A 23,724-nucleotide genomic window follows, 5' to 3' on the forward strand; every position below is an offset into this window, starting at 1 on the left:
AGATCAACCCGCAGTATTTAATATTTTTGGGCTATCGTTCGACCAGAGCTACTCGATCCAGGAGTGTTTCTCGGTGGCAAAGGATCTGGTGTCGTCCCACCCCGAGCGAAATCGGGTTTCGATCCGTTCTCGGAGGCGAACGGTTGCCTCAGTAATCCGTTGTCGCTGTTGGTCCGACAGCTCCGTAGGGAGCAGTACCGCGAGACAGCCATAGCAATCGTCCGCATCGTCGACTATCGGGGCGGCGACACAGCGGTGTGTGATCTCATCGGAGAGTGGGCCGACGATGTACCCCTGCTCGTCGAGGGAGTCGCCCATCGCACCCGTGTCGTTGGAGACTGACTCACCGTGGTCGATGGTCTCGTTCTGCGCCGAGATCGCCTGCCCCGGAAGCGACGTCGACCTCGGGATCGCTGTGCCGACGTCGACTGTGGTATCCGGAATATCGTGGGTGTCGACAACGACACAGTCGGAGCCGGCGGTTTCAACCAATAGAACGCTCGTCTCGAACTGATTGGCGAAGGCTGCAAGGAAGTCATGAGCAAACGTGTAGAGCCGAGAGTTAGACCGGGTCCGAAACCCAACGCGTAGTAGTTTCGGCGAGAGCTGGTAGCCGTCATCGGCTTTCCGAACGTAGCCGAGTTCCCGGAGTGTACTTAGGTGGTTGTGGATGATGCCCTTGCTCGTCTCCAGGTCCGCTGCGAGATCGGAGACACGTACCCTGTCCGTTCGGCTCAACTGTTCTATTATTGCAAACGTCTTGAGACTCGTTTTCACGGGCCGGTTCGCTTCGTAGGTCATGGTATCTCTTCGCACGGTGATTGGTATAATTATTGTGGGTCTCTCCTCACATCTGTGTTCTACACAGTAGAACAGTAGCACCACACCCACGAACCCTGTGAACTGCGCGACGCAACTATTCCGCGGTTCGTCCAGAAAAACAGGAGCTGATGGTTGATTCACCCAATCAACTCTTGAAACGAACCGTGTGGGCTGGCAGAAACCAGTTTCGAACAGCAGTCTGTTTGACAAATGTGTTTGCGAGGATAGAACACTACGATAATTCCAACGCGGATTACAGTTGATTCGACTGCTCTGCTTTCGACACAATTCGTTTGGCCATCTGATACATCTCTTGATCGATTATTTTGCCATCGATGGCGGCGACATCGTTTGAGGCCGTCGACTCGTAGTTGTCGACGATTCGGCGGGCCCGGTCGGCCTCCTCGGGGGTTGGCGAGAACACGCGGTTGACAGTCTCGATTTGGTCCGGATGGATGACGATTTTGCCGTCATAGCCGAGGGCGCTCTCAGCAGTACAGGCCTCCTGAAACCCTTGTGAATCGTGTGGGTCCGTATGTGGACCGCCGATAGCAAGCAACCCGGCGCTTGCGGCCGCCTGTGAGACCCGCGACAGCGGGTAGTGCCAGTAGTGTCCCGGATACTCCGCGGCACCGTGAGACGCACCGATAGAGGCCGCATAATCAGCCGGGCCAAAGATGAGCGCTTGGAGTCGCTCGGACGCATGGGCGATCTCCGTAATCGAGTCCATCCCCTCGGCCGTTTCGATCTGGGCGCTGAGTCCGATTGGGCCACTGTCAGCCCCCATGTTGGTCTCGACTGATGAGAGCAGTGTCGCAACCGTCTGGATGTCCGCTGGCCCGCTTACTTTTGGTACGATGAGCGTATCGATGGTCTCGCCGACAGCTTCGACGACCTCGATAATGTCGTTGTACCACCAGCGCGTGTCGGTCCCGTTGATCCGATAGCTGAGAACGTTGTCGGTCCACGAATGGGCCTCGACGATGTCGATGAGTTCCGACCGTGCCGACTGCTTTTCGCCGGGTGCCAGCGAATCTTCGAGATCGAGGAATATTTCGTCGGCCGCACTCCCCATGGCCTCCCCGACAAGTCGGGACTCGTTGCCCGGGATCCCCAACTGCGACCGCCGAAGCGTGTTTTCGTTCAACATATCCGCTGTAGAGATGGAAGGAAAATAAACGTACTGGCACCTGTGTGAGGATGAGTCCAATTCAGCGTGACCATCTTGGACACGGATTCCGAGTACCGATTTGTCGACCCTTCCTATGACGATATTAGAGTTGTCATAGATACCGTGCGATGAGTCGTCTTCGACTTCCACCCAACACTCTCCGTCGACCTGTTGTCGGCAATCTACGTCGGAAGCTACCGGACACTGTCCCCACCACGTCACAATCATTTTTAAACACCTAGTCCAACCCATAGACAATGGATACGACACCGAACGCTGCGTCCGGTCGAACCGGAAAAGTAGCACGTCTTCTCAGCGACGATACCATTGCAGAGGTCGGGGATGAGTTAGTAGAGCGGTGGACAGCCGAAGCCAACCGTATGAGTCTCCGCGACCTCGCGGACTACTTCAACAGGCAGTTGCTCGAAGCACGGCTCGACCAGCAGCGAATCGACGTGCTTCCCGGAGAAATCGAGAACATGTATCGCTTGCTTACTGACGACGAGGTGACCAGCGGAACGCGGATTCAAGTGAAAAACCGACTGGGTGAATATGGGGTCGATACCGAGACTCTGGAGTCGGATTTCGTCAGTCGACAGGCGATCCACACCTATCTAACGAAACACCGCCAGGAGAGCTACGACGAACCCGATCCCGATGAGATCGTCGACCGGCGGCTCGAAGAACTCCAACGACTCAACAGTCGACAGCAAGCCGTAACCGAACAGACGGTGTCGACACTCCAAAACAGGGACCGTCTCGATCTGGGAGAGTTTCAGGTGCTGTCTTCGGTTCAGATCCAGTGTACTGACTGTGGTCGACAGTTCGATCTGCCAACCTTGGTCGACCGTGGTCGCTGTCAGTGCGACACCTCCTGAGACACACAACAGCTGTCTGAAAACGTAGCTGTGAGTCTCACGAGTAGAGTATGAAATAGGTATGACAGCCATAGAGACGTCATAATAGCGGACAGTAAACCAACCTTTTAATAAATTCATCCTGTAGGTGTTGAAGAATGAGTCACACACGTCCCGATCAACAGGCTACTCAGATCGAGATCACCAACATCGGTGGGATCGATCAGTCATCGCTGACTCTGCACTCCGGTGTGAACGTTCTCGCTGGCAAAAACGCGACGAACCGGACTTCGTTTCTGCAGGCGCTCATGGCCGTCTGCGGAAGCGAGCAGGCGACACTCAAGGCGGATGCCGATCAGGGACAGGTCACACTTTCGAGCGGAGACCAGCAGTACACACGCACGATCAGCCGACGAAACGGTGTGGTTTCGTACGACGGAGAGCCGTATCTCGACGATCCGATTCTCGCCGACCTGTTTGCCTTCCTGCTTGAGGACAACGAGGCTCGTCAGGCGGTCGCACGCGGGGATAACCTCCGCGAAATACTGATGCGACCGGTCGACACGGCGGCAATCGAGCGGGAGATCGAGGAGCGCCAGTCCGAGCGTGAAGAGATCGACACACAGCTACAGCGGCTCGATTCGCTCGAAGAACAGCTCCCGACGCTGGAGGCCGACCGGGACGCACTCGAAGACGAGATCGCCGAGAAGAAATCCGAGTTGGCTGCAAAGAACAGTCAAATCGAATCGCTGGATACCACCGTCGACGAGACCCGCGAACAGAAGGACGCATACGAATCGAAGCTCGATGCACTGAGTCAGGCACGGCAGGAGCGCCAGCGGATCGAGAGGCGGATCGACTCCGAACGGGAGAGTATCGAGAGTCTCCGAACTGATCGAAATGAGATCGCCGAACAGGTAGCCGAGTACGACGCAGTCCCTGAGTCACGGATCTCGGAGATCGACGGGGAAGTTCAGCATCTCCGCGGACAGATTCAGCAGATCAATTCGACTGTCAGTGATCTGCAGTCCGTTATCCAGTTCAACGAGGAGTTCCTTGCGGAAGACCAGCCGTCATCTCTCCAGACCTTGGATGATGATCCTGAATCGTCTGGGAGTGAGATCACCGAGCAACTGGTGAGTGATTCGACCGAGGTCACCTGCTGGACCTGCGGCAGTAACGTTGAGACGACACAGATCGACTCGACGCTCGACGAACTCCGGGCGATACGGAACGACAAGATGGACCAGCGACAGACGTTCCAAGACCAAGTCGACGAGTTGGAAGCCGAGAAATCATCACTTGAACAGGCACAACAGACCCATGATCGACTTCAGCAGCAACTTGCAGACGTCGAGAGAGAAATCGATGATCGCACAGCGAAACTAGACGGCCTCGAAGCACAGCAAGCCGACATACAGACGCGGATTGACACACTCGAATCCGAGGTCGACGCTTTCGAGAACGTCGAACAAAGCGAGATACTCGACCTTCAAAAGGAGACGAGTCGGATCGAAGTCGAAATCGAGCAGCTTACGGCTGATCTCGAGAGCATCGAGGCCGAAATTTCCGACATCGAATCGCAACTCGACGACCGCGACCATCTCGAAGCCCAGCGAGAGCAGCTCAGTTCGGAGCTTGCAGGGCTCAGAACGAAGATCGAGGATCTTCAAACCGACGCCGTCGACGAGTTCAACTCCCATATGGATTCCCTCTTGGATCGACTCGGCTACGACAACCTCGAACGGATCTGGATCGAACGCACCGAAAAGGAAGTACGAGAGGGTCGACGCAAGATCAGCAAAGACCAGTTCGAGCTACACGTGGTCCGCAGCACTGACTCGGGGACGGTCTACGAGGACGTGGTCGACCATCTCAGCGAAAGTGAGCGGGAACTCACCGGCCTCGTGTTCGCGTTAGCTGGCTATCTCGTTCACGAGGTGTACGACCACGTTCCGTTCATGCTGCTGGACTCCGTGGAGGCCATCGACGCCGACCGTATCGCACGGCTCGTCGACTACCTCGGTGGCTACTCCGACTACCTCGTCGTTGCACTGCTGGAAGAAGACGCACGAGCGCTCGACGACAGCTACCCCCGAATCGAATCGATCTAACACCACTACTCGGTACTGTCGGCGATAGAACGACAAGTTCCTATTCGGGGTCGGCGGTGACCCCGCCAAACCAAATTCGGTATTGCCGAATAATATAGCAGTATTAATAATGTGAGATTCGAGCTTTATTTAAACGTGCAGAGAGAGGCGTCCGGTATGGATTGTTTCGGTTCGCAAATACCGAACACAGTTTCGAGGCGCTGCCGATTTTCAGTTTTCGGACTCTCGGAGCGTGTTCTGGATCTGGGTTGCCGAACTGATGACAAGTCCGGGAAGGTCTTGCTGAAATCGTTTGCCCGAGAGACTCTCCGTGTCAGTTAGCACATAGATTGCGCCTCGAACGGAGCCATCGGGAGCTTCAACGGCTGCCGCGATCCCTCGCATATCGGGATACCACTCCTCGCGGTCGACTGCGAGACCACGTGCGGTGACGGTTTGTAGCTCGGCATCCAGTTCTGCCCGGCTCGAATAGGACTGTTCGGTTCCGGCGTCGAACGCGTGGTCCGCAAGCAGGTCCTCACGGCGGGCCTCCGGCAGCGCCGCGAGAATCGCCTTCCCGGCGGCTGTGTGGAGCGGCAACTGGTCGCCAGCACCGACTCGCGGTGTCCCGGTGTTCGGACCGAGGCGATGATGGAGACAGATGACGCTGTCGGCTTCAAGCACGACGATCCCGGCCGAACAGTTTGCGGCAGTCGACAGCTGTACGACCTCGTCGATCCCAGCAGTATAAATCGGGTACTGCTGGCGTGCATATGATCCAATGTGCAGGAACCGAAGACTGACACGGTACTCGTGGTCGTCTTTGACGACGAAGCCGAGGCCGGTCAGCGTCTCCAGATGGTTGTGGACCGAGCTTTTCGACCGACCGAGCGCCTCGGCAACCGCAGTGACACCACCGCCATCGAGGTCGATGAGCGTCTCGAGTATCCGAACACTCGTCTGTGTCGCCGCCACCGGGAGATCTGAGCCGTCTACCATACAAAGAGGTCCCGACAACTGCATATAAATTTGTTCACTAATAGCGAATCAGGAGCTATCGAGAGCCTACCACTCGGCGATACTCCCGTCGTCGTGGTACCAGATCGGGTTCTGCCAGTTGATTTGGGACTGGGCCTGCTCCCGGACAACTGCTTCGTCGACTTCGATTCCCAGACCGGGGCCCTCCGGGGGAGTGACGTAGCCATCGGCGAACTCGAAAACCCCAGGTTCGTCGAGATAGTCCAGTAGCTCGTTGTCGGCTGGCTGGTCGATATCGAGGCTCTGGGCCTGAACGATGCTGTTCGGTGTCACCATATCCAGTTGGATACAGGCTGCAAAGGAGATCGGTCCGAGCGGACAGTGCAGTGACAGCAGGATATCAGCACTCTCGGCACTGCTCGCGATCTTCCGGACCTCAGAGATGCCGCCCGCATGTGAGGGCGACGGCTGGATGATGTCGACCACGCCGTCCTCGATCAGGGGTGCGAAATCCCACCGCGAGTAGAGCCGCTGGCCGATAGCCAGCGGAACCTTCGTGCTGGAGGCAATGTCACCGAGGGCGTCTGCGTGCTCCGGCAGCACGGGCTCCTCATAGAACATTGGATCGTACTGATCGAGTTCGGCGGCCACCCAGTCGGCCATCGCTTTCGTTACTCGGCCGCGGAAGTCGACGCCGATATCGATCTCGTCGCCAACTCGCTGTCGGACTGCTGCCAGTCGGTCACGGGCGTGGTGGACTGCCGCCGGTGAGTCGATCCGCCGGAACTGCGAGACCGCCGAGAGCTTCAGCGTTCGGTAGCCGTTGTCGACCGCGGCTTCGGCCGCGTCGGCGATCTCTTCTGGCGTGTCGCCGCCGATCCACTGATAGACCCGAATCCGGTCGCGGGCCCGCCCGCCGAGCAGTTCGTACACCGGCGCGTCGTACCGTTTGCCCTTGATATCCCAGAGTGCCTGATCGATGCCGCCGATTGCGCTCATCAAAACCGGCCCGCCACGGAAATGTCGCCCCCGGTACATCGCCTGCCAGTGGCGTTCGATCTCCATGGGGTTGTTGCCGATTAGATAGTTGTCGAGGATCTCCTCGACAGCAGCGCGAGTGGTCTTGGCATGGCCCTCAACGATGGGTTCGCCCCAGCCGCAGAGTCCCGTGTCTGTCTCCAGTTTGAGAAACAGCCACCGTGGGGGCACGGCAAACAGTTCGTAGCCTGTGATTTCCATACGCCGACAACGAAGCTATCGACGAAATAGGTTGTGCTGACCGAGAGTCGACTACTGTCGGTTGCCCGCCGACAGCGAGCGATCACGTCGGGTGTGTGGCGGTCAGGTGAGGCCTACAGGGATCCGTCAAGTGAGGCCTACAGGGATCCGTCAAGTGAGGCCTACAGGGATCCGTCAAGTGAGGCCTACAGGGATCCGTCAAGTGAGACCTACAGGGATCCGTCAAGTGAGACCTACAGGGATCCGTCAAGTGAGGCCTACAGGGGTTCGTGTGATGGGGGTGCCTCTGTCTGGATCACAGGTCGACTGGCGTCGTGGTCTTGGTCTATTTGTCGCGGAGGCGGTTGAGCGTCTCGACGCGGTCGTCCCAGACATCGAACATCGCCTGATAGGCGTCGTGGTAGAACTCGTACCACTCGTCGTATTTGGGTACTTTCTCCGGGTCAGGTTCGAACCGATCCGTGGTCCGAACGGTCCGGTCGACCGCCGCTTCGAGGTCGTCGTACTCGCCGAGGGCGACGCCGGTCAGCAGAGCCGCACCTTTCGCACCGAGTTCGTCGCCCTCCGGGAGGACAATGGGCGCGTCAAGGCAATCGGAGAACATCTGACACCAAAAGTCGGAGCGGGAGCCGCCGCCAGCGATCATGATCCGGTCGGACTCTACTTGGATGTGTTCGAACGAATCACGCATCGCCAAGGCGACGCCCTCGTAGATCGCCCGCATCATGTGTTTCTGGCCGTGTTCCGGCGACAGCCCGATGAACTGGGCGCGGGCACTCGTCTTGAGGAACGGGTTTCGCTCTCCCGAGGAGCTGAGATACGGATGGTACAGCAGTCCCTCGGAGCCGACCGGGAGCTCCTCAATCTCGCTCTCGACGTCAGCGAACTCCCGGTTGTTGGCGATGTTCTCGTAGGACCAGTCGATGTTGGGTGTGCCCGCCATCGATGCCATCGACCGGAGATAAAACTCTTCGTCGACCGCGAGCGTAAAGCCCCGACCCAGTAGCTCTTCGGGTGGCTCGGTCAGCACGGTCTGGTTCAGCGAGGTCGTCCCCACAATGGAGGAACTCTCGCCGGGCTGGACCGCGCCGCTGCCGATGGCGTTGGCCGGGATGTCGAAGACGCCCGAAATCACGGGGGTCCCCTCGGGGAGCCCGGTCTCGACTGCGGCATCGCCAGTCACATCGCCGATGATCTCGGTCGGCGGCGCGAGCCGCGGCAGCAGGTCGTCGACACCATCGAAGTCGATCAACTCTTGCACCTCCTCGGAGTACTCCCGCGTTTCGATGTCGAGAAACGGCAACGTCGCGTCGCTATAGTCCATCGTTCGCTCGCCGGTGAGTTTGAACTTTAGCCAGTCCTTGCAGTAAAAGACCGTCTCGGCTTCCTCAAGGGTTTCGGGCTCGTTTTCGACCAGCCACTGCATGATCGGCAGGGTCACACCGGGGAAGATGTCGGTGCCGGTGGCCTCCCGGATCACGTCGGCCTTCCCGTTGTCGACCCAGTCGTCGACGATTTCGGAGGCGCGACCGTCCGACCAGAGGATTGCATCCCGAACTGGATCGCCCTCCTCGTCGATGAGCCAACAGCCGTCACCTTGGCCGGTGATCCCGATGCCGAGGATCTCGTGGTCGTCCTCGATATCCTCGACGACCTCGCTGATGACGGTGGCCGTCTTCTTCCAGTTGGTGGTCATGTTCTGTACTTGCCACCCGGACTGGGGCGTTTCCACTGGGTTTTCGATTGTTGCGATCTCGATCTGCTCGCCATCGAGATTGAATGCTGCGGCTTTCAGGTTAGAGGTGCCTGCGTCGACACCGATGAGTACTCGGCTCATGCGCAACTAGCAATGAACAACCCTGATATATAATTATATGTGGTTACTGTCTACTGGACATCAATTTTTGAATTGTTATTCGTTCAGTAGGTAGTCGACTGCTCTCGCAGCGATCATGACAGATAAAGACTGCATAGATTAATCATCCCCCTCCTCAAATGGGCATGTACGGACCATGACAGACCAATCTGCCCAGCGGGTAGTCAGTGAGTTTGGCCAACGAATGCTTGCGGACGGACTCACGAAAGGTACCGGCGGCAACGTGAGCGTCAAAACCGACGACGGTAACGTCGCGATCAGTCCTTCGGGAATGGCCTACGACGAGATCGAACCCGACGACGTCCCAATCGTCGACGTCGACGGCACCCAAATCTCGGGCGACCGGAAACCCTCCAGCGAGTTCCGGATGCACACCGACATCCTTCGGGAGCGCGAGGACGTCGGTGCGGTCGTCCACAACCACTCGCCGTACGCCAGCACCTTCGCCAGCATCGGTGAGGCGGTCGGCCCCTCCCACTACCTCATCGCCTTCATCGGCGACGAGATCCCGGTCGCACCGTACGAAACCTATGGGACTGCCGAACTCGCCGAAGTTGCCCTCGAAACATTGGGCGACGAGTACAACGCCTGCCTCCTCGAAAACCACGGCGTGCTTGCGACGGGACCCACCGCGGAGGCGGCCTACGAAGTCGCGCTGATGGTCGAGTACTGTGCCCGCGTCCACTACTACGCACTCTCTATCGGCGTGCCAAGTTTGCTCGACGATGCGGAGATCGACACCTTGCTTGACCGGTTTGCGAACTACGGACAGAGCCAGTCGACTGACGACGAGGGAGCCGAGCCGGATACCGGTGTGAGCGTGTCGACCGACCGACTCACCGACCTACAATCCAACCGCGAGGCCGTCAGCGAGTTCGGTCGAAAGATGCTCCACCAAGGCCTGACCGAGGGCACTGGCGGCAACATCAGCTCCCAGAACGGTGATCTCGTGGCGATCACCCCATCGGGGATGCCATACGACGAGATCACCGCCGAGGACGTCTCGGTCGTCGACCTCCATGGCGAGCACATCGCTGGCAAGCGCAAGCCATCCAGCGAGTTTCGGATGCACACCGACATCCTCCGGGAGCGCGACGATGTCGGCGCAGTGGTCCACAACCACTCGCCGTACGCCAGCGCCTTCGCCAGTCTCAACGAACCCATCGAGGCCTCCCACTACCTGATTGCCTTCGCGGGCGATCAGATCCCGGTCGCACCCTACGAGACCTATGGGACGGCCGAACTCGCCGAAGTCGCCCTCGAAACCCTCGGCGACGAGTACAACGCCTGCCTCCTCGAAAACCACGGCGTCCTCGCGACCGGCGAGACTGTCGACGAAGCCTTCGAGGTCGCGCTGATGGTCGAATACTGCGCCCGCATCCACTATCAGGCCCGCAACATCGGCGAACCGAACCTCCTGCCCAATGAGGAGATCGACACGCTGCTCGACCGCTTCGCGGACTACGGGCAAGACCACTGAACGAACCACACACCCATCGCAACAACGCGTTGACCGGCAATCTGTGGGTTCCTCTCAGCCGCGGCTCTCGTCGCGAGTCGACACCGATCCTGTTGCAGTGCCGCAACAATTATGATGACACTCTCTAACCTCGAATGTACATGACTCACTCAGTCGTCGTTATCGGCGGCGGAGCGACCGGTACGGGCACCGCCCGCGACCTTGCGATGCGGGGGTTCGACGTAACGCTCGTCGAGCGCGGGAACCTCACCGAGGGCACCACCGGTCGCACCCACGGCCACCTCCACAGCGGGGGTCGCTACGCCGTCAGCGATCAGGAAAGCGCGGTCGACTGTATGGAAGAAAATAGGGTTCTCCACCGGATCGCCGGCCACTGTATCGAAGACACCGGTGGTCTCTTTGTCCAACTCGAAGGCGACTCCGACGAGTATTTCCAGCAGAAACTGGAGGGCTGTGCGGAGTGCGACATTCCGACCGAGGTTATTTCGGGTGAGGAAGCCCGCAGACAGGAGCCACACCTCACAAAACGTGTCAAGCGTGCCATCCGCGTGCCCGACGGAGCCATCGACCCTTTCCGTCTCTGTGTGGCCAACGCCGCCGACGCCGTCGACCACGGCGCACGGGTCGAAACCCACGCCGAAGTGGTCGACCTCGTCGTCGAAGACGGCCGGGTCACCGGCGTCGAAATTGAGCGGCAGGGTCCGAACTACCTCGGGGAGGGCAGCGAGGGCCAGCGAGAGACCATCGCGGCCGACTACGTCCTCAGCGCGACCGGCGCGTGGGCGAGCCAGATCGCCGAAATGGCGGATGTCGACCTCGAAATGGCGATCTCGAAGGGCGCGATGGTCGTCACCAACGTCCGGCAGATCGACACCGTGATCAACCGCTGTCTGCCCAAGGGAGAGGGCGATACGATCATCCCGCACGAAACCACCGTCCTGCTCGGGGCGAACGACGACCCGGTCGACGATCCCGATGACTATCCCGAAGAACAGTGGGAGGTCGACCTGATGATCGACCTCGCAAGCGAGATGGTGCCGATCACCGCCGAGGCCCGCATGATCCGGGCCTACTGGGGCGTCAGACCGCTGTACGACCCCGATCCCGAGTCGACCAAAGAATCCGGCGACGTAACCCGGAACTACTTCGTCCTCGATCACGCCGACCGCGACGGTATCGAGGGATTCAGCTCGATTGTTGGCGGCAAACTCACGACCTACCGGGAGATGGCCGAATCCGCGACTGACCACGTCTGTGAGGTGTTGGGTGTCGACGCCGAGTGTCGAACCCACGAAGAACCACTCCCGGGAAGTAGCGATATCTCGGTGCTCGAAGACCAGATGGACGATTTCGGGCTTCGGTCACCGATTGCCCGCCGAAGCAAACAGCGTCTCGGCGACCGTGCAGAGGAAGTCCTCGATACCGATGGACCGAACCCCACCGTTTGCGAGTGCGAAGCCGTCACCCGCGCGGAGATCCAGGACGCCATCGACGGCGTGGGCGCGGACCCCAACGGGATTCGGCTTCGGACCCGCGCCTCGATGGGTAACTGTCAGGGCGGGCTCTGTTCGCACCGGATCAGTGCGGAGATCTATCCGAAACACGACGCGGTCGACGCCCGCGACGCCCTCGACGAACTGTATCAAGAGCGCTGGAAAGGCCAGCGCCACACGCTGTGGGGTCGACAACTCTCTCAAGCGATGCTCAATCATCTGTTACACGCAACGACGATGAACCACGACGCCGACCCCGCGGTCGGTGGCCCGAGCGTCGACTACGACGCCTTCGACAGTGGTCGCACCGAACCGATCAGGGAGGAGAGCCATGGCCATTGAAAGCGAGGTGCTGGTCGTCGGTGGTGGCCTCGCCGGGATCACGAGCGCGATTGCGGCCGCCCGCGAGGGAGCCGACGTACGGCTGGTCTGTCACAAGCGAACCTCGCTCCGACAGGCCTCGGGGCTGGTCGACGGACTGGGCTACGTGCCCGCCCGCAGCGAGCCACGCGAGGCCGACGCGATCACCCAACGACGGAAGGATTTCCGAACCGTGCGGTCGACTCGCGGCGAGTATACGGGGCCACTCGTCAGCCCGTTTGATGGTTTCGACGAGCTTCCGGAGTCCCACCCCTACTCGATTCTCGGCCCCGAGGCACTCCGCGATGGGCTGGCGCTGTTCGACGAGATGACCGGCGACATGTATCTCGGAGACCACACCGAGCGAAACGCGCTCGTTCCGACCTTCGGCGGGACGATCAAACCCACTGCCCGCTATCCCCGCGCGGTCGAAGCCGGGCTGGCCAGCGATAGTCGACCGATGGCTATCGTTGGCTTTCGCTCGCTCACTGATTTCGACGCCGGGATGGTTGCCGACAGCCTCGAACGGGCCGACGTTCCTTTCGAGGTGACTGGCGCTGAGATCGCCTTCGCTGAGTCGTTCCCCGCCGACGCCAAGGTAACTCGACTCGCCAAGGCTCTGGATCACGACGAGCGGATCGATGGGATACCGGCTCGACAGGCACTCGTTGAGGCCGTCGAGCCGCATATCGGTGATGCCGAGCGCGTCGGCTTTCCCGCGCTGCTCGGCGACGATCACACCGCCGAGGTGCGGGCTGATCTCGGCGACCGATTGGGCGTCGACGTCTTTGAGATCCCGATGGGACCGCCGAGCCTGCTCGGACTCCGGCTCGAAGATCAACTGTACGATGCACTCGACGCCGAAGGCGTCCGGTTCGTCACGGGTAACCCAGTGGTCGGCTACGAGACGCGGGCGGATGATCCCAACTGCATCGAGTCGGTCTGGGTCGACCACAAGGGACGAGAGGTACCCTACAGCGCCGAGCAGTTCGTGTTGGCGACCGGCGGCTTGGTCGGTAAGGGACTCGACTCCGACCGAAACCGGGTTCGTGAGCCGGTGTTCGACTGCCATATTCCACAGCCGGACAATCGGTATGACTGGTTCGTCGACGACGCCTTCGGCGATCACGCCTACGCGCGGTTCGGCGTGCGACCCAACCCGTCGATGCAACCCCTTGATGCCAATGGCGAGCCGGAGTTTGCGAACCTCTATGCGGCTGGGTCGGTCGTCGGCGGTGCGGATATCGCCCGCGAGAAATCCGCTAGCGGTGTCTCGCTGGCTACCGCTGTCGTCGCCGGGCGGATGGCTGCCGATCCAAGCACAGAAACGCCGACCTCTCAGTAGCGACGACAGCTGTCGACGGACGAGTATCGAGTCGACTGACAACTTTTATGTTCTGATTATAGAGAAAATACGAACACTTATACTACATTGAAATAATCTACAACTTGCATGGTAGAATCTATCCCGCTGGCGACAGCAACGCAACTCATCGAAGCAACCCAAGCGAAGGCTGAGGAGATCGACAACCCGATGGTTATCGCAGTAGCCAACAGCGAGGGCAACCTCATCGCTCAACATCGAATGGACGGCGCGTGGCTCGCGTCGGTCAACATCTCGAAAAACAAGGCCTACACCTCGGCCGCGCTGGATATGCCAACTCACGAACTCGCCGAACCGAGCGAGCCCGGCAACTCACTGTACGGTCTCGATACCCGCGACGAGGGCCGAATGGTCGTCTTCGGCGGCGGCTATCCGCTCGAAGCCGACGGTGAGATTGTCGGCACTATTGGGGTCTCCGGCGGCGCAGTCTCCCAAGATCAGGAAGTCGCCGAGGCTGGCGTCGACAAATGGAACCAGCTTGTCGAAGACGGTGCTGTCGACGTCCAACAGGACTGAACCCGGAACTCCTCCCGTGTCGACTATTTTTTACGGAGAATCAAGGAGAAAGCCTCGCCGTTCACGGCGGGGAGGATGTCAAAGTGCCCGGTTCAGGTCTGCGCCCGGTTTAGCACAGTGCCCGGTATAGCGCACGACTTAGAAGTCGCCGTGCTCGTTGGCCGGCCACATGTAGGTCATGCCCGAACTCTCGGAGTCCCACGGCGTCTCGGTCGGGGTCTGGGTGTCCTCTCGGCCCTGAACCTCGTTCACGATGGCTTCGACGACCGCCTCGTCGACGTCGTTCTGTTCGGCGACTGCCTGTGTCCAATCATCAATCGATGCTGCTGCGTCGAGTTTGGGTAGGTTGACGAACATACTCAACTACAGCTTTGAGCCGGGTATAAATAAATATTTTGCACATGCAAAATAGTGTAAATTAACCCCATGAACGATCATCCACGACACCGAAGGCGCAGTCGACAGCCAGCATGCCGACCAACGAGGCTGAGACAGGCGGTAGGTTTAGGCAACGGGCCGAGAATGTAGGTGTATGGTATCCGTTACCGTCTGGAACGAGTATCTCGAAGAGCGAACGAACGACGAGGTTGCATCTGTGTATCCGGATGGGATTCACGAGACTCTTGCATCTGGACTCCGCGAGCGCGGCCACGACGTGCGGACAGCGACCCTCGACGAACCGGACCACGGACTGACAGAGGAGGTTCTCGACGACACCGATGTTCTGGTCTGGTGGGAACACCGCGCCCACGAGGACGTCGACGACGAAATCGTTGAACGCGTCTGCGACCGTATCTACGACGGAATGGGGTTCGTCCCGCTTCACTCGGCGCATTTCTCGAAGGTTTTCAAGCGACTGATGGGGACGCCCTGCTCGTTGACTTACCGCGAATCCAGAGAGCGCGAGCGAGTGTGGACCGTCGACCCGAGCCATCCGATTACGGCGGGGCTTGAGGAGTCGTTCGTGATCCCCGAAACCGAGATGTACGGCGAGCCGTTCTCCGTTCCCGAACCCGACCAACTCGTGTTTGTCTCGTGGTTTGAGGGTGGTGAAGTGTTCCGGTCGGGTTGCTGTTACCAGCGCGGCACTGGTCGGATCTTCTACTTCCGACCGGGCCACGAGACGTATCCGGTCTACCACGAACCCGTGGTGCTCGATGTGATCGACAACGCTGTCCGCTGGGCAGTCCCACAGACGGACCGAACTGTCTCGAACGACAACGTGGCAGTCGACTCTCTCGAGTAGCGTCACGTCTGACGGGTTGTTCGCAATAACCGAATGGATGTCTATTCGAGGATTCGATTCGTCACCAACAGACCTCTTTTGGATGGTCATCCACTAGAGATGATTCCGGATAGCGGGCCATCAATAGCATAACTAGGATTCTGAAACGTAGGTTACTGCGTTCTTCTGTTCGGTATTACCGAACAACTGTGGCGAACTATCAACCTGTTCGGAGTCTACTGTTGTTTCGATGTTACCCGGTAACATGTCGACTCATCGTTCGCCGAGAGGTCGACTTTGTCTGCCCGGTCTTATCTATGACATAGATGTGTATGTCATAGTGATGAGTGTCTTCGATCAGGATGAATTAAAACGAACTAAATCTATTTTGGTCTCGGCGAGATCGGCTTTGGAGAGTACATACCCTCATAACTGGTTGTGAGAGATCTTGTGGGAATCAATACACAGTTACTCAACGGTCATCCCGTAGCCTCACTCTTCGGGCTCTGTTAGTGCCCCTCGTTCATTATAGGGAAATACAGAACTCTGATTTGGTCGACGAAGGGAACGTTATCCACTACAAACGAGGCCTAGGTTGTCGACTTTACGTTACAATCATATGTCTGTAATACTTAATTCGTCGAATGTTCTTCGAAGAGAACACGTTCAGCTGTGCTGAACAGAAACCTTCGAGAGTAGATCTGGCAGAGACTACTCCTTACAATACCCATATTATCGATGTTAATATCGGTAAAGAAGCCGTTCATCACCAATGAACACTACACGTACCTACTCTTTCGTCGGTGGTTGCGCTGGATTTCCTAATCGGTTTTTCGCACTGATAAGAAGGCCAGGATTGTTTTGATGAAGTTGTTTTCCAGTCAACGACTCGCTATCTCCTGCAACAAAGAGTCCACCAATAAGTCGATCGTTCTTGCCCGTAATGGCTATACCGATAGCACGAACATTATCGTGAAATTCATTCTCCTCAAAGGCTACACGGTGATTTTTGATTGTTTCGAGCGTATCAATCAACTCTTCTCGATTTGTTATTGTCTTTTCGGTGAACAAGTCTGTGCCGTGTTGATCAAGAATTTGTTCCGTCTCCTTGCGTGGGATTTCTGCCAACATGGCTTTGCCAACAGCGGTTGCATGCAGAGGTATCTCTTCGCCTTCTTCAATTACAACCGAATCAAGGTCTTTTCCAGCCCGACTGTAGAGACAGTATCCGAGACCATGTTCTTCGACAACAAGTCCAGCATTGAGACCGGTAGAAGATGAGAGACGATCTACTTCGCTGCGAGCACATTTGTATAGTTCCTTGCGTGAACGGAGACACGTTCCCAACTGAAAGAGCTGCATACTGACTCGCGACCCAGACTCGTCACGGACAACGTATCCGAGCTGTTCGAGTGTCTTCAAATGATTGTGTACGGAACTCTTGGCCATATCGAGATGTGATGATAGTTCGGAGACCCCAGCTCCGTCACGTTCGACAAGACCTTCGAGAACACGGAAACTGGTAGCCGTCGACTTAATGGGTGTATCAGAGTAGGCATATCACTGTCAAAGGTAGCCCCCTAATTAACTCTTGTTCGGAGTGACTGAACGACGATAGCCGCTCAAAGAATCCGATCACGGATAACTCGATAGGGATTGAGTGGAACTGGCAGGGAGTCAGACCAACTCACGTTTAAAAGCTGTTCACTGTTTCCGAACGAGAGACTCCTCTCACCATTCAGCAACGCTCCCGTCATTATGGTACCAGACTGGATTCTCCCAATCGAGTGTAGGCTCTTGTCGATTTGTAACGTACTCCTCATCGATTTCAATACCGAGACCCGGTGCGTCGGGGGGACGAATGAACCCATCACTGTACTGGAAGACATCTTGATCCTTGAGATAAGCCAAATGTTCGTTGTTCTCTGGGGCATGAATCTCGTGATACTGTGCTTGGAGGATGGCGTTGGGGATAACAGTATCAAGCTGGACGCACGCTGCAAGGGCAATCGGCCCCACTGGGCAGTGCGGTACCAATGCCACGTCCTGGGTTTCGGCGTGGGCTGCAATCTTTCGGACTTCGCTGATACCGCCAGCGTGTGACGGGTTTGGTTGAATAACGTCGACGAGGCCTTCCGAGAGGATTTCCTCGAAATCCCAGCGTGAATAGAGTCGTTCACCCGATGCGAGTGGCGTACGAGTGTGAGGACGCACTTCTGAGAGCAGTTCGATATTGTCTGGGAGGACAGGTTCTTCGTAGAACATTGCACCGTACTCGTCGAGTTCCGCTGCCAGCCATCGGACCATCGCTTTGGAAACTCGACCACGGAAGTCGACACCAAGATCGATATCCTCGCCAATGACATCACGAACAGCCCCGACACGGCGTTTGGCTTCCATGATGGTAGACGGAGAATCAAGTCTTCGCAGAGACGACACAGCAGCCATTTTGAGTGCCCTGTATCCGTGGTCGACTGCTATCTGTGCTGCTGCGGCGACTTCTTCGGGTGTGTCGCCACCCACCCATTGGTAAACCGGAATTCTGTCCCGAGCACGTCCGCCGAGCAGTTCGTAGACTGGCGCATCGTACTGCTTGCCTTTGATATCCCACAGGGCCTGATCGATACCGGCAATAGCGCTCATAAGAATGGGGCCGCCCCGGACGTGGCGAGCACGATACATGGCCTGCCAGTGACGTTCGATTTCGGTGGCATCTTGACCGACAAGATAGTTATCGAGAATCTCTCTGACGGCACTCATCGTGGTCTGGGCATGGTTTTCTATAATCGGCTCACCCCAGCCTTCAGTACCGTCCTCAGTGACGAGTTTTAAAAATACCCACCGTGGGGGGACCAAGTACAGTTCGTAATCTGTGATTTCCATATCATCCGGTGTTTGTTCTATCATATAGGTATTCCCTCTAATTTAGAGTCGAACAATAGGCCTCTGTGAATCAATAGAATTCGCCTCGTCGTGTCACGGAAAATCAGAGAAAGAACCGAGAGACAACAAACCCGACGAGTCAGAAATCAGCTGTTTTGGCCGTAGCCCTTGAACTTCTCTTGAAGATGGTCGACTTCCTCGTTAGGTAGCAGGTCCGGTTCGCCGATGGACCGTGCCTGATAATGGATGCGGGCGCAGTACTCAACCATCTCGGCCGTCTCTAGGGCGTCCGAAAGCGAGTCACCAAGCGCGAGGACACCGTGGTTTGCAAGCAGGCAGGCGTTATACTCGTCGCCAAGTGCTTCGACTGCTCGCTGACCGAGCGCTTCGGTCCCGTAGGTTTCGTAACCGGCGACGGGGATCTTGTCGCCGATAAAGGCGATGAGGTAATGGGAGGCCTCAACCGGTTCGTTGAGACTAGCGAACGTGCTGGCGTATGGTGAGTGGGTGTGGACCATCCCGCCGACGTCGTCGCGGGCCTCGTAGACGAGTCGGTGCATCGTATCCTCGTTGGACGGCTTCTCGCCCTCGTGGACGACGTTGCCGTCGAGGTCGATGATCGGCACCTCTTCGGGGTCGATCTCTGGATATGGCATCCCCGAGGGACTGATGGCGATGTTGCCCTCCGCGGTCCGGCTGCTGACGTTGCCGCCGGTGCTCTTTGTCAACCCCTTCTCGAGCATCTCTCGGCCGTAGGTACAGACGGTCTCTCTTGCGTCGCGGTTCGGTAGGTCGGGTTGGTTCTGTGAAGTCATGGTGGATCTCAGTTGTCGGCTGTAAGTCCAAAGTCGTCGACAACGCTTTTGTCGGCAACGTGGGTCGGTTCACGACCGTTGAGCAACGCATCGATATCGTCGACGATCATCTTCGAATGGCGGTCGACCACCTCGTTTGCGGCCCCGGCCAGATGCGGCGTTGTGACGACTCGGTCAAGGTCGAGCAGTGGGTGGTCATCGGGTAGCGGTTCCTTATCGTACACGTCAAGGGCGGCTCCTTGGAGTTCGTCGTTTTGCAGAGCCTTGACCAACGCGTCTTGGTCGATGAGAGCCCCGCGGGCCGTATTGATGAAGAAGGCGCTGTCTTTCATCGCGGCGAACTCCTCGGTGCCGAACAGGCCTCGCGTGCTGTCGGTCACTGGGGCATGGACGGTAACGACGTCACTCTTTTCGAGTAGTTCGTCGAGATCTCCTTTCGTCACGTCGTGGTCAGCCATCTCGTCGGCGTCAATGTAGGGGTCATAGCCTAGCAGGTCCACGCCAAAGCCCTGAGCGCGGGCGGCGACCGCTTGCCCGATGGCGCCCATACCGACGATACCGACTGTCTTGCCCGTCAGTTCCGGCCCTTTCAGGTTTGCGAAGGGCGAGTCCTTCGCGACGCCCCAAGTCACGTCCTCGCGTTCACCGCCGCCGGCCGCGTCGGAGATGGGGTCGCCGGTATAGGTCCCCGTATGCAGGAGGTGGTGTGCGCGAGCAATCTGTCGACCGGCGGCCAAAATTAGCCCCCATGTGAAGTCGGCCACGCTGACCGCGTTGCGACCAGGGGCATAGAGAACGGGAATCCCCCGCTCGGTGGCCGCGGCGATATCGACGTTGGCATCCGGGCCGCCCCGAGCGCAAGCGATGATTTCCAAGTCCTCGGCCTGGGTGAGAACGTTTTCGGAGACGCCCTCGTAGCCGACGATGAGAATCTCCACGCCCTCAAGGTGGTCGATGAATTCCGATTCAGGGAGCCGGCTCTCTCGGTCCCCAATGGGGACATACTCTACGTCAAAGCCGTAGTCGTCCTCCAGACGGGACAATGCCGCCGAGGACAGGTTCGCTGTGACAAGTATCTTCATGATTGATGATGACGGCCCGGTTGCGACGAAAGACCAGCGGGCCGTCGGACTGGCTTCCGCTGTGGAGGCGTGACCACTCCCGAGGGTCACGCGGCGCATATCCACATTGAAAAGTGCGCAAGTATTATATAAGAAGAATCGTTCACAAGTAAATAATTCTCCTACCCTTTCCTTTATAAGTAGATTATTACACAATTAATCATTATGATTGTGGCGCTGATAGGCATTGATGCCGGCACGACTGTGATAAAATCCGTCGCTTTCTCGCTCGAAGGCGAGGAGTTGTACACTAGCAGCGTCGATAACGCCGTCGACTCGCCGGAACCAGGCTGGGCAGAACAGGCTATGCTGACCACATGGGAGAAGACCGCACAGACGCTCCGGGTTCAGTGTGGTCGACAGACACGCCGCACGCCGTTGAGATAACCAGTGAAACACCACTGAATCGCCGGTGTTTGTAGCGATTTGTGCCACCGCCGACTATAGGAACGGCCCTAGTAACCTAGTAAATCTATCATGTATTGCAATCCGGTGTGTTTTGATTTGCTACAGGCGATTCCGAAGCAATCAGCTATCCCACCGCCGTAATCTGCAACAGTCGACTGCATTGCGATGGTGTCTACCGCCTCGGTACGGCGTCAGTGATGGTGGGTCACGACCCGAACTCGATGATCCATCTGAGGACGGTTTTGAGGACGATCTATCAGTGATACAGCCGGGTATAAACCATATACTGCGATACAGAAATATACTGGAGGAGTTGGGCATGCATACCGAAGGCCTCGCCCATTGCCTCGGCCTGATTTTTCTCTCGCTGGAGGTACTCTGCCATATCCGACAGCATGTTGTGCTCTGGGATGATGTCGACACCCTCGACAGTCCGGACATCGAAGTCACCGTTCGGTCGACAGATCATATATCGAACAATATTGTCGACGGAGTCCGTTTGCTGATCGTCGACGCCGAACAGCCGTGAGAGATCTCCATCCTGTGGGTCGACGTGGAGGCACAAGAGTACAAACGGCAATTACTTCAGTTCAACTTCGAGATCGCGACCGTCACTCACTGCGACATTTGCGACACCGTTGCCAGCGGCGAAGGCAACCCGTTCGGCACCGAGGCTCAGTCGCTCGGCAATGCTTCGAGACGGTTCGAACGCATGCGTTTCAACATCGGCTCCGATGAGATCGCTAATTCTATCTTCGACATCCGACTCGGTTCCGAGTTCGTCGACGAGTCCGATCTTTAGAGCGTCGCTCCCGAGATAGATGCGGGCTTCCGTATCCCGAATATCTTGGGGGTCCATATCCCGGCCCTCGCTGACTGTCTCGACGAACTGGTCGTAGTAGCCGTCGATGATACTCTGGAGATACTCCCGCTCGTCGTCCTCGATTTCGCGAAGGGGAACGCCGGCGTCTTTGAACTCACCTGCTGTAAACTGCTCGTACGTGAGCCCAAGTTTTTCGGCCAATCCAGCCGCGTTGGGTCGTGAACCGACGACACCAATCGACCCGACAAGGCTGGCATCTCTGGCCCACAGCTCGTCACAGCCAGTTGCGATCCAGTAGCCGCCAGACGCACACGTATCGGTTGCATATGCGAGTGTCGGACCGTCGAAGTCGACGGCTGCACGGCGAATATCGTCACTCGGAAGGACCTCTCCACCGGGCGTATTGAGTTCAACTATGAGAGCTTCGACAGCCTCGTCGTCGTCAGCCGCCTCGATCTGCTCGACGATTTCGTCGGCAGTGGACGCGTTTCGTCCCGCAACTGGTGAGGATCGGCTCCGAGTGCGCTGAATCGGACCCGAGACTGTGACTTTCGCTACATTGTAATCTTCGGGACCGCCGAACCGGCCGCCTGTGAGTCGACCAACAAGCTGTTTTCCAGCGAGGGTCGCGGCGGCGCCTGCGATCCCTGCAGCAATCATCGCAGCTTTGTTGGAATTGGCGTCAGTCTTCGAGACGGTGTCGCCGGGTATGTCTTCCACCATAATTGCGCATGGCACGCAGAACGGATATATTGGAGGATTGGGAACTCGGCATGTGGTCACTCGCCGGCCAAGGCCATGTCCCGGACCAGCGGGGCTGTAATCCGAGCGAGGCTCCTGACGGCATCGATGCCTATCCGTAAGTGTGAGATGTCACCGTTTGTGAATTTCGGAGTCGAACGGCTTCCGCTGTGCGGCCCGCAGGTGTTGGGTGAATGTTGCCCGCGAGATATTGAGGGCGTCGACGAGTTCCCCAGTGTGGTGTGGCGTGACCGCTCGAAGTAGCCCGCCTCGACGACGGGTTCGGACACCTCGACGAGAAGGACGACCGTGCGTGGAAGGCAGCGACGATTGCCGAGCAACTCGGGGTAGATACGGACGCCGTTAGTGCGATCCTCTTGCGACTGAAAGGCGCGGCCTCGTCCGGCATAAACGCCCATACTGGGCGGTCACGGACGGTACGGAACGACTCCAAGCTGCCTATCGGTGCATCAGTATCACGAGGCTGCAGACGAGCAGTACGGCGAGGAACATCTTGAGGAGCTCCAAAACGACGAGATGGAGCCCGTGCAGTGACGGTGTTCGATGAACTGGAACGCGGCAACATCGTCTGGGAGACCGATCCACTCTTGGACAACGGTCGACCGCTCCTCGTTTAACAGACCCCTCGGTTCCCTACTCACGGTTTACAACTCATCACTTGAGATCCGGTCGTGGACCGAGAGGTAGGGCCTTTGGGCCAAGAATCTCGACGGTGTCTCTGGTTTCGGTCGACCTCCCCGGGGTGAGAGGGGTATTGGAGGTCGACAGAACATCTTTGTGCAAACCCCGCATTATAGCATCTGTAGCCGGTATATCCGGCATGGTTTCAGACGAACTCTCGTGAGGTTGAAGCAAGCGGTCGCTCCACCGTAGGGCTTCGTCATCTTGTTTCAGACGAACTCTCGTGAGGTTGAAGCATCGCAAAGGATGATGGCGACTTGACTGCCTTCGAGTTTCAGACGAACTCTCGTGAGGTTGAAGCAGCTCACGACCGACCAGGAGGACGTCACGCTGGCGTTTCAGACGAACTCTCGTGAGGTTGAAGCCCCGAGCGCACGGAGGGCTCGACGTCTTCGGCCAGGGTTTCAGACGAACTCTCGTGAGGTTGAAGCTGCCGGTACCCCGCCGCGGCGTTCGCGACGTCGGTTTCAGACGAACTCTCGTGAGGTTGAAGCAATCAGTCCGGCGAAACGGCTGAAACGAGCGAGGGTTTCAGACGAACTCTCGTGAGGTTGAAGCGTGACTGCGCCGTTGGCGGGGAGCGATGCGCCGATGGTTTCAGACGAACTCTCGTGAGGTTGAAGCGTCGCGTGGTCGTCGCGTACGTGGCGTTCGAACCGGGTTTCAGACGAACTCTCGTGAGGTTGAAGCTGGGGGCAGTATCCTGGGCGCTCCGTAAAGAGGCAGTTTCAGACGAA

Annotated in this window: 19 protein-coding genes, 4 pseudogenes and 1 CRISPR repeat array (1 of these 24 only partly in view); of the genes and pseudogenes, 10 read left to right on the plus strand and 13 right to left on the minus strand. The window is 57.9% G+C overall.

The window, feature by feature from the left end; genetic code table 11:
• Nucleotides 1-48: 48 nt before the first annotated feature.
• Together HALTADL_RS12960 and HALTADL_RS12965 are read right to left on the minus strand one after the other, a co-directional pair.
• A complete protein-coding gene (locus HALTADL_RS12960; protein ID WP_089673032.1) occupies nucleotides 49-801 on the minus strand; it encodes a helix-turn-helix domain-containing protein in 753 nt (250 codons plus the stop codon).
• A 274-nt stretch (nucleotides 802-1,075) separates the two neighbouring features.
• Entirely contained in the window at nucleotides 1,076-1,972 is an 897-nt protein-coding gene (locus HALTADL_RS12965; RefSeq protein ID WP_089673031.1) for an HpcH/HpaI aldolase/citrate lyase family protein, read from the minus strand.
• Nucleotides 1,973-2,250: 278 nt separating this feature from the next.
• Between HALTADL_RS12965 and rdfA the strand changes: the two genes are divergently transcribed.
• Nucleotides 2,251-2,871 carry a rod-determining factor RdfA gene (gene rdfA, locus HALTADL_RS12970; RefSeq protein WP_089673030.1) on the plus strand — a complete coding sequence of 207 codons (621 nt, stop codon included), beginning with the start codon at nucleotides 2,251-2,253 and terminating at the stop codon, nucleotides 2,869-2,871.
• Between the two features lie 137 nt (nucleotides 2,872-3,008).
• Nucleotides 3,009-4,964: an archaea-specific SMC-related protein gene (locus HALTADL_RS12975; RefSeq protein WP_089673029.1), complete on the plus strand. Its 1,956-nt coding sequence runs from the start codon at nucleotides 3,009-3,011 to the stop codon at nucleotides 4,962-4,964.
• A gap of 210 nt (nucleotides 4,965-5,174) precedes the next feature.
• Here HALTADL_RS12975 and HALTADL_RS12980 read toward each other — a convergent pair whose 3' ends face one another.
• The 3 genes from HALTADL_RS12980 to HALTADL_RS12995 form a co-directional block, all read right to left on the minus strand.
• Nucleotides 5,175-5,942, minus strand: coding sequence for an IclR family transcriptional regulator (locus HALTADL_RS12980; protein WP_162551731.1), 768 nt, complete (start codon nucleotides 5,940-5,942; stop codon nucleotides 5,175-5,177).
• A gap of 66 nt (nucleotides 5,943-6,008) precedes the next feature.
• Complete coding sequence (gene dgoD / locus HALTADL_RS12985; protein ID WP_089673027.1) at nucleotides 6,009-7,160, minus strand: galactonate dehydratase; 1,152 nt, start codon at nucleotides 7,158-7,160, stop codon at nucleotides 6,009-6,011.
• Nucleotides 7,161-7,485: 325 nt separating this feature from the next.
• Nucleotides 7,486-8,997 (minus strand): FGGY-family carbohydrate kinase, encoded by a 1,512-nt coding sequence (locus HALTADL_RS12995; protein WP_089673025.1) that lies wholly within the window; start codon nucleotides 8,995-8,997, stop codon nucleotides 7,486-7,488.
• Nucleotides 8,998-9,172: 175 nt separating this feature from the next.
• Here HALTADL_RS12995 and HALTADL_RS13000 point away from each other — a divergent pair, with 175 nt between their 5' ends.
• The 4 genes from HALTADL_RS13000 (at nucleotide 9,173) to HALTADL_RS13015 (ending at nucleotide 14,269) form a co-directional block, all read left to right on the plus strand.
• Nucleotides 9,173-10,516, plus strand: coding sequence for a class II aldolase/adducin family protein (locus tag HALTADL_RS13000; RefSeq protein WP_245708441.1), 1,344 nt, complete (start codon nucleotides 9,173-9,175; stop codon nucleotides 10,514-10,516).
• A 134-nt stretch (nucleotides 10,517-10,650) separates the two neighbouring features.
• Nucleotides 10,651-12,351 (plus strand): anaerobic glycerol-3-phosphate dehydrogenase subunit GlpA, encoded by a 1,701-nt coding sequence (gene glpA, locus HALTADL_RS13005; RefSeq protein WP_089673024.1) that lies wholly within the window; start codon nucleotides 10,651-10,653, stop codon nucleotides 12,349-12,351.
• The gene (gene glpB, locus HALTADL_RS13010) at nucleotides 12,341-13,714 is read left to right on the plus strand and encodes a glycerol-3-phosphate dehydrogenase subunit GlpB (RefSeq protein ID WP_089673023.1); all 1,374 of its coding nucleotides are present in this window, start codon (nucleotides 12,341-12,343) and stop codon (nucleotides 13,712-13,714) included. Before glpA ends, glpB begins: the two co-directional genes overlap by 11 nt.
• 108 nt (nucleotides 13,715-13,822) lie before the next feature.
• Nucleotides 13,823-14,269 carry a GlcG/HbpS family heme-binding protein gene (locus HALTADL_RS13015; protein ID WP_089673022.1) on the plus strand — a complete coding sequence of 149 codons (447 nt, stop codon included), beginning with the start codon at nucleotides 13,823-13,825 and terminating at the stop codon, nucleotides 14,267-14,269.
• 138 nt (nucleotides 14,270-14,407) lie between these two features.
• Here the strand turns inward: HALTADL_RS13015 and HALTADL_RS13020 are convergent, their stop codons facing one another.
• Nucleotides 14,408-14,626: a hypothetical protein gene (locus HALTADL_RS13020; RefSeq protein WP_089673021.1), complete on the minus strand. Its 219-nt coding sequence runs from the start codon at nucleotides 14,624-14,626 to the stop codon at nucleotides 14,408-14,410.
• A 175-nt stretch (nucleotides 14,627-14,801) separates the two neighbouring features.
• On the opposite strand from HALTADL_RS13020, the gene HALTADL_RS13025 reads away from it, so the two are divergent.
• The gene (locus HALTADL_RS13025) at nucleotides 14,802-15,515 is read left to right on the plus strand and encodes a ThuA domain-containing protein (RefSeq protein WP_089673020.1); all 714 of its coding nucleotides are present in this window, start codon (nucleotides 14,802-14,804) and stop codon (nucleotides 15,513-15,515) included.
• 768 nt (nucleotides 15,516-16,283) lie between these two features.
• On the opposite strand, the gene HALTADL_RS13030 is transcribed toward HALTADL_RS13025, so the two are convergent.
• The 5 genes and pseudogenes from HALTADL_RS13030 to HALTADL_RS13045 form a co-directional block, all read right to left on the minus strand.
• Nucleotides 16,284-16,856, minus strand: coding sequence for an IclR family transcriptional regulator (locus HALTADL_RS13030; protein ID WP_162551732.1), 573 nt, complete (start codon nucleotides 16,854-16,856; stop codon nucleotides 16,284-16,286).
• Between the two features lie 27 nt (nucleotides 16,857-16,883).
• Nucleotides 16,884-17,033, minus strand: a pseudogene (locus HALTADL_RS18065) (helix-turn-helix domain-containing protein); the annotation flags it as partial.
• Nucleotides 17,034-17,225: 192 nt separating this feature from the next.
• On the minus strand, nucleotides 17,226-18,377 hold the full coding sequence (dgoD, locus tag HALTADL_RS13035) for a galactonate dehydratase (RefSeq protein WP_089673019.1): 1,152 nt from the start codon (nucleotides 18,375-18,377) through the stop codon (nucleotides 17,226-17,228).
• A gap of 146 nt (nucleotides 18,378-18,523) precedes the next feature.
• Nucleotides 18,524-19,192, minus strand: a complete 669-nt coding sequence (locus HALTADL_RS13040) for a class II aldolase/adducin family protein (RefSeq protein ID WP_089673018.1) — start codon at nucleotides 19,190-19,192, stop codon at nucleotides 18,524-18,526.
• Between the two features lie 8 nt (nucleotides 19,193-19,200).
• Nucleotides 19,201-20,373 (minus strand): 2-hydroxyacid dehydrogenase, encoded by a 1,173-nt coding sequence (locus HALTADL_RS13045; protein WP_245708440.1) that lies wholly within the window; start codon nucleotides 20,371-20,373, stop codon nucleotides 19,201-19,203.
• Between the two features lie 105 nt (nucleotides 20,374-20,478).
• On the opposite strand from HALTADL_RS13045, the gene HALTADL_RS13050 reads away from it, so the two are divergent.
• Nucleotides 20,479-20,700, plus strand: coding sequence for an FGGY family carbohydrate kinase (locus tag HALTADL_RS13050; RefSeq protein ID WP_089673016.1), 222 nt, complete (start codon nucleotides 20,479-20,481; stop codon nucleotides 20,698-20,700).
• A gap of 319 nt (nucleotides 20,701-21,019) precedes the next feature.
• Here the strand turns inward: HALTADL_RS13050 and HALTADL_RS13055 are convergent.
• Nucleotides 21,020-21,286, minus strand: a pseudogene (locus HALTADL_RS13055) (ParA family protein); the annotation flags it as partial.
• 15 nt (nucleotides 21,287-21,301) lie between these two features.
• Nucleotides 21,302-22,267, minus strand: coding sequence for a signal peptide peptidase SppA (sppA, locus tag HALTADL_RS13060; RefSeq protein ID WP_089673015.1), 966 nt, complete (start codon nucleotides 22,265-22,267; stop codon nucleotides 21,302-21,304).
• Between the two features lie 308 nt (nucleotides 22,268-22,575).
• On the opposite strand from sppA, the pseudogene HALTADL_RS13065 reads away from it, so the two are divergent.
• Both HALTADL_RS13065 and HALTADL_RS18070 read left to right on the plus strand, forming a co-directional pair.
• Nucleotides 22,576-22,840, plus strand: a pseudogene (locus tag HALTADL_RS13065) (MarR family transcriptional regulator); the annotation flags it as partial.
• Nucleotides 22,837-22,920: pseudogene (locus tag HALTADL_RS18070) on the plus strand (PemK-like protein); the annotation flags it as partial. The pseudogenes HALTADL_RS13065 and HALTADL_RS18070, both read left to right, overlap by 4 nt.
• A gap of 209 nt (nucleotides 22,921-23,129) precedes the next feature.
• A CRISPR array of direct repeats spans nucleotides 23,130-23,724; the repeat unit is 30 nt; unit sequence GTTTCAGACGAACTCTCGTGAGGTTGAAGC; it runs 1,004 nt beyond the window's last position.

This window comes from Halohasta litchfieldiae, from assembly GCF_002788215.1.
GTDB classification, from domain to species: Archaea; Halobacteriota; Halobacteria; order Halobacteriales; family Haloferacaceae; genus Halohasta; species Halohasta litchfieldiae.